We start from the raw sequence: 13,989 nt of genomic DNA, 5'->3' as shown, positions 1-13,989 counted from the left end.
CGGAATGCCGTTCCGTAAGCCCCGAATTTCGTTGGTTTCAATCCACGCACTCACGTAGAGTGCGACAGCGAAAAACAAGCCAAAATATCATATTTAGCGCAATAACTGCTTTTATTTCATAAATTCCGAGCTGAAATTCCTGCCCGAAATCTTGACTTCCGACTACATTTATGATTTCACTGCCTTTTCGACAAATTTCGAGGTGCGAAGGAACCGGGAAAATCATGTGAGCTTCACATTCGCACCGGAAAAGGCTAAAGTTCCATTTATAATTTTTTCTCTCTTCGTTCATCATAAAGCTTCAAAAATTACATTACAAGACTTATTTCAACTGCCTCGCTGCGGCTGGGAACACACTCACATATTTCATGTATGCGCCTACAAGCTCCTGCAAAAGAACAGACATAACAAATAGCAGTCAAGCCACGCCTACTCTTGCTCCAAATACTCCCTCAGCACCTTCTCCACATGGTCCAGATGCTCGCGCATGCGCTGCTCCGCTTCAGCCGCATTGCGGTTCGCAACAGCCTCGTAAATCGCACGGTGCTCCTGCCACAGGCGATGAGACACTTCTTTGTTGCTGTACATTTGCAGCCGCCGGGTCTCGCGAATCGCGATCTCCATCTGAGAGGAAATCGAGTCCAGCAACCTGACCATAATCGAGTTATGGGTCGCCTTGGCCAGTAGTTGATGGAAACCGATATCCGCCGACTCCCCCTCCTGCTCATCGCCAGCATGACTCTCCATAATACTAAGCAGCCGCTCGAAAGCTGCCAAATCCTCATCTGTCCGTTTCACAGCAGCAATTGCTGCATTGGAAACCTCCAGCGCCTTCCGTGCTTCAAGCAGTTCCAGAATCGTCTCTCTGCTCAGCAGCAGCCTATCAAATTGCGGCAAATCCAGTTCAGCCGCAGTCGTCTCCCGCACAAAACAGCCTTCACCATGGCGAATATCGATCAACCCCATCGCCTTGAGCGCACTAAGCGCCTCCCGCATCGTAGAGCGTCCTACCTGGAACTGCTCGGTCAGCTCCTTCGTTGACGGCAGCCGCTCTCCAACCTTCCAGCCACCGTTAATAATATGCTCCTTCATCTGATCCGCGATCTGTTCATAGATTTTGCGTGTTGTAATTTTGGATAGCGCCACAGTCTTTATTCACTCCTTCAACCCGTTCATCTCTACTACCATTATATTGCACACAGCAGCTTTGGCAAATTAACCGATGATAAAGCGGGGCCCCTACATAATAAAATGAAATCCTTTTCCATTTTAGAGGCAGTTGATCCTCCATCCATGGGCTGCCATATGAAAATCTTGATCCACAGCGATTCAAATAAATTTGCAATCTCAACGATCCCAATATCCCCAGTCCAGCTTGTAAAAACAAAAACACGGCCCATTCCGGGCCGTGTCTATTGTTTAATTACCGTGCGATACTTCAGGCGTTGTCAGTTTGTCATAGAAATCAACTGACTTGTCCTTGTCTTCGGTATTGCGCAGCGCCATCGCGGAACGCGGATGCTCGTCCAGCATGCCTGTAATCATGTAAGGGATGATATAGCCCCACTCTTCCTTCTCGCGAAGCGGGATCATGTACTTCTCGATCATATCCAGCACCGGACGCAGGTTGTAGCGGGAATTTTTCAGGTTGGCAACGAGCAGCTCAGTCGGACAGTTGCCTGCCGCGCGGCCCATGCCGTATACAGAAGCATCCAGCAGCTCTACACCTTTCTCGGCAGAGATCAATGTATTGGCAAATGCCAGCTGCATATTGTTGTGCGTATGCACACCAAGACGCTTGTTCGGCAGGTACTTGCGGAACTTCTCAACCAGCAGAGTGAAGTCGTTAGGCAACAGGCTGCCATAAGAATCTACAATGTATACAACATCAACAACGCTCTCATTGATTTGCTCAAATGCTTCCAGAAGCTGATGCTCCATTACATTGGACAGCGCCATAATGTTCAGCGTCGTCTCATATCCGCGATCGTGGAACAATTGTACCAATTCCAGCGCCTTGTCCACATCCTGGATGTAGCAGGCTACGCGGATCAGGTCCAGCAGGCTTTCCTCGCGAGGCAAAATATCATTTTCATCGACACGCCCGATATCTACAAGTGCAGACAGCTTCGTGTTGAGCTTTTGCGGGATAACCTTGCGAAGAAAATCATCGTCTAGGAAGCGCCAAGGGCCGGCAGCATCTGCGCCTTTAAGCAGCTTTGGCGAGTTCTTGTAGCCGATTTCCATATATTCTACGCCAGCCTCGTTCAGGCTGTGGTACAAATGCTGAACGAATTCTACGCTAAAATCCCAATTATTAACGAGACCGCCGTCCCGAATCGTACAGTCTACAATCTTGTAATTTGCACTTGTCTTTGCACTCATGAATTTACAGGGCTCCTTTTGCATAAAATCACTATTCTCTACATCATACTTGATTGCCGCCTGGAACGCAAAGCTATTTTCATGCCATTTTCCTAATAAAATTAAAGATTTACAGCAGCATTACAAGCGCGCATTCTTCTGATCTTAAAATTTATTAATGGTATTATTTAGAATAAATCATTTAACCCGTTCTGCCGCTTTGCTATAATATGAGAAATAGAAATAAGGGAGATGAACCTTGCTTTGCAGCCACCAATAGAAAATATAGCTTCCATCCGGACAGCGGGAACGCTCAAACCTGATGTGAAGCCGACTGTCTTCCGAATTCTGATCGCGATCAGTATTGTCCATCTGGTCAACGATACGATTCAGGCAGTCATTCCTGCTATTTTGCCCATATTGAAAAATGCAATGAACCTGTCCTATATGCAGGCCGGGATTATCGTCTTCGCGCTCAACATGACCTCATCCGTCATGCAGCCCGTTGTCGGACTCTACTCGGACAGGAAGCCGACACCTTATCTGCTGCCGGTCGGAATGGTGCTGATGACCCTTGGCGTCCTCGGCATTGCCTTTTCACCCGGCTACTGGACAATTCTGCTGTCTGTCCTGCTGGTCGGACTTGGCTCAGCCGTATTCCACCCGGAGGCATCCCGTGTCGCCTACATGGCAGGCGGCTCACGCCGCGGACTAGCCCAGTCGATCTTCCAGGTGGGCGGGAACTCGGGTCAGTCTCTGGCGGCTATTATGACCGCGCTGATCTTTGTTCCACTGGGACAGCTTGGCGCTGTCTGGTTCACCGTCATCACTTTGGGCGCCGTAGTCGTGCAAATTTCCATTGCTAAATGGTATCAGGGATATCTGATAGCCCATCCGGTGCCTGTTAAGAAAAAAGGCACTGGCATCGAAGTGTCGCCGGAGCGCAAAAAGCAGATTACCTTCGCCATAACGGTCATCATGAGTCTGCTGTTCGTCCGGACCTGGTATCATTCCAGCATCATGATTTATTACCCGTTCCAACTCATGGAGAAATTCAATCTGAATCTCCAACAGGCGCAAATCTATATTTTCCTGTTCGCCGCCACCGGCGCACTGGGCACTTTCCTGGGCGGACCGCTGTCAGACCGGTTCGGACGCCGCAATGTATTGTTCTTCTCGATGGCCGGCACCGTGCCGCTGGCATTGCTGCTACCCCATGTTGACGCCTTCTGGGCATATCCGCTTGTGGCAGTGACCGGACTGATCCTCATGTCCGGATGGTCAGTGACTGTCGTCTATGCACAGGAGCTTGTACCCGGCATGATCGGTACTGTATCCGGCTTAACGACCGGACTTTCGTTTGGACTTGGCGCACTGGGTGCTGTTGCTCTGGGCGGTCTGACGGACGCTTTCGGCCTTGATGCCGTGCTCAAGGTCGTCAGCGTACTGCCGATCCTGGGACTGCTGACCTTCCTGCTGCCGACCGACAAAAAGGTCAAGGAATGGTACGCGGAACAGCAATAAGCCTGGAAAGAACTTGAGCATTTGAAAAGCTGCAAGGCTCCCGGACATGATTATCCGGGAGCCTTGCATTTTTCCAGCGGCAAAAATCCGTTAAATCTAAGTAACGAAAACCGGATATCCCGCGTCTGAAGGTTTCTGGAGAAGCGAAGCGCTTGCCTTTGCCCCTCCTCAATCCAAGGAAATCTCCGTCACTTCTTCACGCTCTTGTTCTCCTGATAGGCCCTGTTCACCTGCTCCGTCAGCTCATCGCCGCCTGCCTGCCTCCACTGCTTGACAAACTGGTCGAAGGCGTCAATCGGAAGTTGGCCGTAAATAATCTTGTTGAATGCCTCCCGCTCCATCTGAACGAGCAGGCCGCTGCGGCTCTTGGCGATCCCGAGGGATCTGCCGGAATTCCAGTTGTGATAGCGGACACCTTGCCTGTCATAGTCCATTACGATTGAAGCGGCCTCGATTTCTTCGGGATGCCGCTTGGCTTTCACCTGCTTCTCAAATGGTGTCTCCGGTTCCTCCGCAGCAAGCTTTACCAATGTGTTGATCATCAGCTCAGGGATACGTGCGCCCTCATAGCTGAGCGAATAGTCCATCGGACTGACGAACTGGGTATTGTCCTTGACCAGCCTGCCATTAATCAGGTCGTAATCATACCCTTTGGCAAAGCCGTACTCGAATGGCGAACCTTCTGCCGGATCTGCATAGTGCTCCATTAAATAATTATAGTAATGAAGAAATGCCTCGGGATGCTTGCTGTCCTTATTAATCAGAATAACCCCGTTCGTCGGAGCCGGGTTGCCGGCTCTTACTCCTCTATGTCCTTCCGGTCCGGCCGGCACCGGATACGGCTTATATTTGGCCTCCGGCGCGTATTTCTTGAGCTTGGGAAACGGCCAGTCGGGCATCCAGTGAGGTCCGGCAATAATGCCGGCCTTGCCTGTCGTGAACAATTCGGATGCCTTCGCCTCATCCCAGGTGCTTGCATCCCGGGCAATGTACCCCTTCTTCATCCACTCGCTCAGCTTGCCCAGCGCCTGCTTCGCTGCGGGCTGAACCGAACCGTACTCCAGCCGGTCCCCCACCTTGTTCCACTGGGAATTGACAGCGCCATACGCCCCGAACAGCCAGCTCAAATCCGTCATCCATGCATTCAAATTTTCACGCAGCGTAACTGCGAGCCCATATGTATCATTCTTGCTGTTCCCGTCCGGATCGCCATGCGTGAATGCCTCCATAATTCGCTCCAGATCCTCAATCGTCTCCGGAGGGGCCAGGTTCAGCTTCTCCATCCAATCCTCGCGAATCCATAATACAGGCTCGGTATTCATCGTGTAGTCCAGTAGCGGAAGGGCGTATTTCTTGCCCCCAAACGTAATGTTCTCCCACATCTGCGGATATTTCGCCGCCGCTTCCTTCCAGATATCATTGGCATACTTGTCAAACAGCTCATCAACCGGCATGAAACGTCCGGACTCCATCAACTGCACCAGCGTTTCGTAGGAGCCGCGGTAAGAAACAATATCCGGCAGTTCTTCCCCCCTGCTGATCGACAGCAGCAGCTTTTTGGAGAAAGCGTTATTCTCCTCAGGCATCGCCCAGAGCGTGCTGATCTTCATGCCCAAGGTATTTTCGAGCCACCGGGTAAACACATTATCGTCCCAATCCTCGTTATCCCGGAAAGTTGTTGAATAGGTGTTGTGCTTTACCACCCGTGTCAACGTAATCGGCGGATCGTACTTTTCTCCAGTCCAGACCGAGCTTCCAGGCACAGTGCTCCCTTTCACATCCTCAGGCAGACCACCGTCTGCCCGACATCCCAGCATCCCCATTATAAGCAGCAAAATAGCGGTTGCAGCAGCCAGCTTCTTCAATCCCACACTCACCCCTTCAGCGAATCCCGGAACTCCTGCGGCGTCATGCCCGTATCCTTGCGGAACTGTTTAATAAAGTAGGTGGTATTCGCAAGACCCACCCGGTTGCCAATCTCGTAGATTTTCAGTTCGGTATGCTTTAGCAATTGAATGGCCTTATCCTTGCGCAGCCGTTGAATATATTGATTGACTCCCTCACCAGTCTCCAGCTTGTAAATTTTCGACAGATAGGTCGGATGCATAAAGACCTGCTCGGACAGCGTCTGCAAGGACACATCTTCGGCCAAATGATTCTCAATATAACGCTGCACTTCCTGAACGGTCTGGCGGCGGCTATCTTTCAGCTCCAACAGCGATTCATCCCGCAATTGATGCAGCATGCGCAGCGTGCGGCTGAGCAGTTGCTCGGCATGGTGATACGTATTGCCGTCAATCAGTTGCTCCAGTCCCCGCCCGAGAAACTCCGATATTTTCCTCCCATTCCGGTGCAATATATAAGTAAATGCATTATAGATATGAAAATAGACCTCAATCAAATTATCCCGCGACTTGTATTTCTCATCCGCCATCTGCCCGAAGATATGGCGCAGCTTATCCTCCGCCTCCTGCCATCTGCCGGTCTCCAGAAGCTGTGAGAGTACCGGCGGCTCATAAAGGGAAGTTAGCGTGTGCACATCCTTGTCCTTGGCGTAACCGGACAGCTTCATGCAAAAACTGCTGTCCTTGCCAATCTGCTGGCGGAAGATCGTGAGCATCTCATAGTAATCGGCGGATAGCTGATCCGGAAAATGTTCCCAGTTCCCAGCCAGAATCGACAGCTGCCCTTTCAAGAAAACCCTTACATTATGCTGGATACGTGAGAAAAGGGCGTCAATATACTCATCCTCCTTCATATGCAGTGCGGATAAATAATGGTTGCGCTCCTGTTCATCTCCCTTCCACTTGATGAGGAAAATATGATAATCATAGTCGTCCTTGCCGTACCAGACATCAAAGCTCAAGCCGAAGATTTCCTCAACGATATTATAAACCGCGTATTCCAGCAGCGGCCTGCTGCCCTGATTGAAGGACTGGAATCCATCCTCCAGCCGGATCATGAACTTGTTATAGCGGTCACCGAACTGAAACGGCAGCTGAAGCAGCTCCAGCTTGCGCTGCCAGGTATCGGCAGAATATTGGCTCCCGTACAAAAACTCCAGCAACAAATTGCCTCTGAGCAGCGGCAAATTTTCTTTGACAGCACGGACGGCCTGTTCCCTGGAGCTGATCTCCGACCATTCACCTTGGAGCTCTTTGGTCAGCACCTTCACCTTCTCAATAATCTCCTCGTTCAGCACCGGCTTAAGCAGATATTCCATTGTCTTGAGCTGCATCGCCTTCTGAGCGAACTCGAACTCCGCATAGCCGGATAAAATGATGCACTTGGTTCTCGGCCATACTTTGCGGATTTCTTCAATCAACTCCAGCCCGTTCATCTTGGGCATATGAATATCGGTAATAATAATGTCCACAGGCGTTTCCTTCAGCTTATCCAGCGCTTCAGGCGCCGAATAAGCCTTGTGTACACCACAAATTCCGATGGAAGCCCAATCGATCGTATCCGCCAGGCTGTCCACGGAATGCGGCTCATCATCGACAATCATCAGTTCTGTCATAGCGAATCCGCCTCGCTCCCCGGGTCCTTCCAGCGAAGGACGATTTTCAACCCATTCAATTCCGTCGATTCAAAGAGTTCAATGCCGGCCCCTTCACCAAAATGCATTTGCAGACGCTGGTTAATCGTCCACAATCCTGTGCCCATATCGCTGCCAAGCGGCTGCTGCATGCGCTCCACAATGCCGGCAATTTTGTCAGGCGTAATCCCAATGCCGTTATCTTCAACATTAATCCGTATTTCACCATTGTCTCTGGATGCGCTGATATGCAATCTGACCGGCTCACCCGTCGCCTCAATTCCATGCTTGATTGCGTTCTCAATCATCGGCTGAATGATGAGCTTCGGAATCATGACATCCTTGACCGAATCCGGAATCGTATATTCCATATCGATCTGCACGAACCTGAGCTGTGTAATCTTCAAATAATGCTTCGTAAACTCCATCTCCATCGTAAGCGGAACTGTCTCCACCTCGATCCGCGTCACATAGCGGTAATACTGGCTCAGGTGGTAAGTCATCATGACGACATCATCATGCTTTTTCAGCTTCGTCATGTTCATGATAAAGCTCAGGCAATTGTACAGGAAGTGCGGGTTAATCTGCGATTGAAGCTGCTTGAGTGTAGCATCCCGCGAACGCAGCCGTTCCTCGTATACCTTCTCGATCAGCTGCCTGATTTCCAATGTCATTTCATTGAAGCGGTCAAATAAATACTGAAATTCATCATTCCCGTTCCCGTTCAGGGTCGTAATGACATAGTTGCCTTGCTTGACCCGCTCAATATTGCGGATCAGCTTCAATATCGGCTGCTGAACCTTCTGATACAGCATGAGCACAAGCCCGACCGCAACGGCAAGCAGGAGCAGCATCGTCCCGTAGAACTGTACCTGGTTGGAGCGGATCGGCTGCAGGATGGTTTCCACGGGCACATATTCTACCACATGCCAGCCCAAGCTGGAAACTTGCTCATAGTAAAGTTGATAGGATATGTTGTTCATGCTTACCCGGAAGTTGCCGCTTTCGGGCAGCTCCCGCCCCTGCAATTGGGGCTCCAGCTCATGTAGCTGGCTGCGCATATATTTTTTGCCCGTAATGATCTGTCCGGTGCTGGATGAATACAAAAACACTTGCCCGTTGCTCGCAGATTCGAACTGGTCCAGCATATTTTCTATATTTTGCTGCGGAAATTTCACTTCAATAATCATATGCAAATCTTCCAGCTTCTTGTAGACAGCCGGTACCATCGCATAGTAGTAAAAGCTGGGCCGGCCATCCTCATCCCGCTTGCCGGACCACTCATTGCTGGAAATTTTGCCCCCGATTCTGTCCGGCTCAAAAGGCTGTACAGACGACCTTGCCAGCACACGCTTCTCCAGCATCGAATAGATGGCCGTCTCGCTGGGCCAGGCGGAAGAGATATTATTCAATTCGAGCTTCTCCAGTATCGCCGCGTGCAGACGCACCTCTTCATAATCCGTCCGGATAAAGGAATAACCCATAAATTCTCTCACGTTCGGGTCCTGCGTCATATTGACCGCGAAGTCAGACAGACGGTTGACGGAATCATCCATTTGCCTGGAGAAAAAATTGAGCTGCTTTTTGGTCGAATTATGAATGAGATCCTCTACGACTTTGACGCTGGTACGATTGCTGTACGTATATAATAGAAGAGCCGGAACTAGAAATAGTAAAATGACCAGAATCATTTTCGTTAATATTGTTTGCCTGAACATGGCCGTCTCCTGCCTCTCACAATGCTGAACAAGGCCTCATCCGCTGCGAACTCTTCTATTATAACCCAGATCAAATAGAAGAGTATTCCCATTTTTACATGATATTTGAATTCATGCTGCCTTATTCAACCCGCTCAAGCTTGAACCAGTTTAAATTAAAGCTGGTGCCATTCAAATGAAGCCGCAGCACCCGCTCGCCCTCCACGAGAATAAAAGGCCCGCTCTGGATGGTGATCCATTTCTGCCAGCCACCCGTATCCTCAAGCCCCGCATCTGCAAGCGTCTTGCCGCCATCCTGAAGCTCGATGCTCCCTTCAGCGTTCACCCCTGCTACACGGTAAGACACACGATACATTCCGGAATCTCTCACATACACCGGGTAGTCCAGCCAGTCGCCGCGCTGGATCCAGCCGATATTCAGTCCGCCCTCGGAGCTTGGTTCTGTCCGTCCGCTGCTCGCTGCCAGATAGCCCTCGGCTTCGATTTGACCGGGAACGACCGACGGCAGAACAAATTGATACTCCACGGTGCGAATGTTGGAATCATGCATCCCTTCCTTCCTGGCAATTGCCCTTAGTTGAATCGTCTCGCCCTTTCCCTTAACAATGATCGGTTCTGTATATAATGCTGAACTGTCATCCGGTGCAGAGCCGTCTAATGTGTACCTGATCTCTGCGCCTTCCGTCGTGGATACAAGCGACACCTCGGTCTCCCCGAACACGCTGCCGCCCTGCGGATTGGCGGTTGGTACCTTCACCCGCTCCTTGTATGTCCCTTTGCCAGCCTCCTGCCAACGGTAGGTCGCGACTGTCTTCCCCGGAAGCGTATCCTGCCACTCCCCGTCTGCATAGAGCACCCGGAACGGACGGGACTCGCGGCTATTGTTAACGACAATCATCACAATGGTACCATCCTCATTCTTGAATGCAACATTCGAAACTTCCGGCCGCTCATCTTCTTCACCGTTCATCTTCGGGACATGGCGGTCGAAGCTTTCATCATAGTAATTGCTGTCCAGACGCAGAGCGCCCCGCTGGATGAACTTGGAGAAGTGCCCCATCATATGCGCTTCGAAATTGATCGTATAGTTTTCGGGCGCATCCGCATCAATCGTCACCAGTGTGCGCCCTGCCCCCGTACTGGAGACATTCGGCTTGCCCCTGCTGTCCAGCAGTGTCACCCAGGCATTATAGCTCCGGGCATAATTGCGGAAATATTGAATGATCCGGTCGGCGCCCCGCGTTCCCCATACAGAACGCTCGGTCATATAGATTGGCTTGTCGGGATGTGCTTCATGTGCGTCCGTCATTACCGACAAATACCCCCAATAATCATGGAAGGCCGTTCCATCAGACAAAGCATAGGCTTCTGCATCATCATAAATTCTCTTATTCTGTTGCTCCCAGTCATAAATATTGAAATCGTTAACCCATACTCGTGTGTGAATGACCTCGCCATGCTCCGTGCTGCCAAATTCCTGTTTGAGCTGCTTGAGCAGCTCGATCTGCTGTTCCAGTGACAGCTCCGTCATTGGATAGTCGACATGAATGCCGGGTTCATTATGCAGAGTGAGCGCATAGATCGGTATGCCCTGCTCCGCATACGCTTCGATTGCCTTGCGGTAGTACAGGGCCAGTGCAGGCAGATATTCACTCTTCATTTTTCCGGTCTTGGAAGGGCCTCCTTCCAGACGGCCGCTATCCTTCATCCAGCCGGGCACACTCCAGGCGGAAGCAATGATCTTCAGCTCGGGATTGTAGCGCAGCGCCTCCTGAATGACGGGAACGATATTGTAATCGATATCCTTCTGAATCGAAAAGTGCTCCATTGCCTGATCTTCTCCGCCCGGCGGATTGTCATTATAGCTGTACCATTCCCGCCCCGTGAAGTCCGATGTCCCCAGCGTAATTCGCATCACATTCCAGCCCAGGCCATCCTTCGGGTTTAGCAAATACTTCAACACCTTTTCCCGGTTCTCCGTACCCATCCGCATCAGATTATAGACCGATGATTCCTCCAGCGAAGAACCGATGCCAAAATAAGGCTGATACGTGACGGAATCATCAATCGTAAAGGTTCGAATATCATCAGCTGTGCCTCCGGGCGGATGCCATTGCAGGTCGTCCTGCTGCTCCAGTACAAGCGAGCCATCCTCTGTGGAGTACCAGGCTTCCACATTCACCATATCACGCCCCTCCCCTTTCCATAGATAGACAGCTATGCAAGCTGCAATGATGACGACAAGCAGAATAAGCAAACTTGCATATCGTGCCGTCCGTTTGACTGACATGAACGTCCCCCCTTTGATGCCTTCTGAATAGACGATTGCTGTCTCCGGTAATGGAAGACAGCAATCGTTTGAGATTTAAAATTCAATTATTTTCTGGCATCCAGCAGCTTTTGCCGGTCTGCCCCTACAGCTGCCAGAATATCGTCCTCGATTTTTTGAAGCGCTGCCTTGGAATCGAGATTTTTATCCATGACATCCGCTACGCCCTTGCCCCAGATTTCGCTTGCCTTGTCATCCATCGGAGTTGCGAAGGACGACGGCACCTTGTCAAGCAGCGCGGCGTAAAGCTGGTTCATATTTTGATTGCCCAGGTACGGGTGTTTGACATTTTTAAATTCCGGGAATTCCCAGGCTGGCTTATAACCAGGCATCATGCCTTTTTTCGTCCAGATCAGCTGGCCTTCATCTGTAGCCAGATTCCACTTTACGAATTCCCATGCCAGCTCTTTGTTTTTGCTCTGGGACAGGATGGACAGAACGGAACCGCCGTTGCCGCCGTAAGCGCCGAACGGAAGCCCTGTTACTCTCCATTTGCCCGTTTGCTCCTCGCCGCCCCAGTCCTGCACAATATTGGCGCCCCAGGAGCCCATGTACAAGAAGGCCAATTTGCCATTTTTCACAGCCTGCTGTCCTTCCTCAGACCAGATTGATTGGCCCAGATACAGCTCTTCTTGGGCAATCTGCTTGGAAATGTCCAGACCCTTTACGAACCCGTCTGTGTTGCGGCGATAGTTCAGGTCACTGTCAAAGAACGAGATGCCGTTGTTCATCAAACCAACCGGCTGGTCTCTCCACTCGAGCATGTAGACGCCTTTGTTTTTCAGCGTTCTCGCCATATTAAGGAAGTTGTTCGAATCCGCCATGTATTGCATCAGTTCGGCTGGGTCGGTCGGGAAGCCGTTCTCCTCCATTATGTCCTGACGGAAGTAAGTTACAGAAGGCGGCATATCCCATGGCATCCCGATCAGACGCTTGCCGTCGATCGACATCCAGCGGTTCCAGTTCGCATCCGTAAAGTTATCGCGGTACTGTCCGGCGTTATAAGGCTCCTGCAGCAAATCCTCCAGCCCTTCAATCGCATTGAACTGCTTGAAGTAACCGCCCTCCAGGAACAGAACGTCCGGACCGCCCGAGCCGCTGGCAATGGCTGTTAATGCCTTCTCGTGCATCTCCACGATATTCATGATCACAACATTGATTTTCACCTTCGGATATTTGGCCTGAAACGCCTCTACCGACTCGGGGAAGCTGTCCGGGTTGAACGACCACAATTCAATCTCTCCGCTCAGGTCCTTGACTGGCTCAGGCTCCGGTTCGGGCTTATTCGTACCCTGATTACCGCCTCCGGTATTCGTACTGTTGACTGGACCTGTATTAGCCGGAGTCGTTCCCGACCCGCTGCAAGCCGACAGCACAGCTGAAAGCGCAAATAACAGCATGAACAAAAAAATCGATGTTTTTTTCATTGCCTATCATCCTCCATTGGATTGGTATCACGCTTTTGATGTCGGTTCCGTTCTCGCATTTATGCCGGACATCGCCTCCCCCGAATCGTATCAAGCTGTTATTCGCCCGCGATTCCTGCGCGCTCCACACTTTCCACAAAATAGCGCTGCGTGAACAGATACAGGACCAGCATTGGCAGAATAGACAGCATCGCCGCAGCCATAATCTTGTTCATCATCGTCGGCGCGACACCGATCGTCTGGGCCGCATTCAGTCCGGCTGTCGCAGCGTCAATCTGCGCAGATCCGACACCATTGAAGATGCCGAGTGTCTGTGAAAGGTTGTAATAGTTCGGTACGCGCAAATACAGATTCGGCTCAAATACATCGTTCCAGTGCCAAACGACAGAGAACAGGAAGACAACAAGCATCGCCGGACGGGCGAGCGGCAGCATAATCGTCCAGTACGTGCGGAACGCATTTGCGCCGTCAATTCTGGCCGCCTCCTCCAGCACATACGGAAGCCTGTGGAAAAATTGAATAAATATCAGCACGAACAGGGCGCCTTTCAGCCCGTGCCCGGTCAGGCTCGGTACGATAAACGGATAAAAGGTGTTGATCCAGCCGAAATCCGAGAACAACTGGAACAACGGAACGATGATCGTCTGCGGCGGTACCAGGAACGCAAACAAGACGAGCGACAGACATAAGGTGTACCCCGGAAAACGGTACCGCCCAAAGGCGTAACCGGCGAGCGCGCAGCTGAACACTTGAAGCGCCGCGCTGCCGAAGGAAATAACTGCGCTGTACATGAAAGCATCCCAGTAGGTCCGGCCCGAGGCGCCGCCCAGTGCCAGAAACGCATCCAGATAGTTGGCGAAAGACAGGCTCTGCGGTATCCACTGGACAGTTGAGTCTGACACGTCCGTGGGCATCATGAGCGACTGCGAGATAATGAACAACAGCGGATACAAGAATACAAAGGAAAGGGAGATCAGCACCGTATACAACGACAGCTTGCTGATGAACAGGCCGCCTCTTTTCTTGGCGGTTATCACCCAGTCGACCTGCAACTTGTCGTTCCATTTTTGTGTTGCCGTTTTGGACATG

9 protein-coding genes are annotated in these 13,989 nt (G+C 51.1%); 1 reads left to right on the top strand and 8 read right to left on the bottom strand.

Features of this window, described 5'->3' with window-relative positions; all coding sequences use genetic code 11:
* Positions 1-429: 429 nt before the first annotated feature.
* Positions 430-1,146, bottom strand: a complete 717-nt coding sequence (locus H583_RS0120170; RefSeq protein WP_028562056.1) for a FadR/GntR family transcriptional regulator — start codon at positions 1,144-1,146, stop codon at positions 430-432.
* 273 nt (positions 1,147-1,419) lie between these two features.
* Complete coding sequence (locus H583_RS0120165) at positions 1,420-2,385, bottom strand: aldolase catalytic domain-containing protein (protein ID WP_028562055.1); 966 nt, start codon at positions 2,383-2,385, stop codon at positions 1,420-1,422.
* A gap of 243 nt (positions 2,386-2,628) precedes the next feature.
* Here H583_RS0120165 and H583_RS0120160 point away from each other — a divergent pair, with 243 nt between their 5' ends.
* Positions 2,629-3,888, top strand: a complete 1,260-nt coding sequence (locus H583_RS0120160; RefSeq protein ID WP_245585957.1) for an MFS transporter — start codon at positions 2,629-2,631, stop codon at positions 3,886-3,888.
* A gap of 188 nt (positions 3,889-4,076) precedes the next feature.
* Here the strand turns inward: H583_RS0120160 and H583_RS0120155 are convergent, their stop codons facing one another.
* The 6 genes from H583_RS0120155 to H583_RS33610 all read right to left on the bottom strand — a co-directional run bounded on the left by H583_RS0120155 (position 4,077) and on the right by H583_RS33610 (position 13,988).
* Positions 4,077-5,765, bottom strand: a complete 1,689-nt coding sequence (locus tag H583_RS0120155) for a type 2 periplasmic-binding domain-containing protein (RefSeq protein ID WP_154665940.1) — start codon at positions 5,763-5,765, stop codon at positions 4,077-4,079.
* Complete coding sequence (locus H583_RS0120150) at positions 5,762-7,408, bottom strand: response regulator transcription factor (RefSeq protein ID WP_028562052.1); 1,647 nt, start codon at positions 7,406-7,408, stop codon at positions 5,762-5,764. Before H583_RS0120150 ends, H583_RS0120155 begins: the two co-directional genes overlap by 4 nt.
* Positions 7,405-9,144, bottom strand: a complete 1,740-nt coding sequence (locus tag H583_RS0120145) for a sensor histidine kinase (protein ID WP_028562051.1) — start codon at positions 9,142-9,144, stop codon at positions 7,405-7,407. The genes H583_RS0120150 and H583_RS0120145 overlap by 4 nt, the downstream gene beginning before the upstream one ends.
* 121 nt (positions 9,145-9,265) lie before the next feature.
* Entirely contained in the window at positions 9,266-11,434 is a 2,169-nt protein-coding gene (locus H583_RS35470; RefSeq protein WP_051236734.1) for a carbohydrate-binding protein, read from the bottom strand.
* A gap of 86 nt (positions 11,435-11,520) precedes the next feature.
* Complete coding sequence (locus tag H583_RS0120135; RefSeq protein WP_028562050.1) at positions 11,521-12,900, bottom strand: ABC transporter substrate-binding protein; 1,380 nt, start codon at positions 12,898-12,900, stop codon at positions 11,521-11,523.
* Positions 12,901-12,998: 98 nt separating this feature from the next.
* Positions 12,999-13,988: a carbohydrate ABC transporter permease gene (locus H583_RS33610; RefSeq protein WP_051236731.1), complete on the bottom strand. Its 990-nt coding sequence runs from the start codon at positions 13,986-13,988 to the stop codon at positions 12,999-13,001.
* Position 13,989: the final 1 nt, after the last annotated feature.

The organism is Paenibacillus pinihumi DSM 23905 = JCM 16419 (assembly GCF_000422505.1).
Classification (GTDB): Bacteria; Bacillota; Bacilli; order Paenibacillales; family Paenibacillaceae; genus Paenibacillus_D; species Paenibacillus_D pinihumi.
Note: the sequence above shows the minus strand (reverse complement) of the source record. Positions and strands in the feature narration are given on the sequence as shown.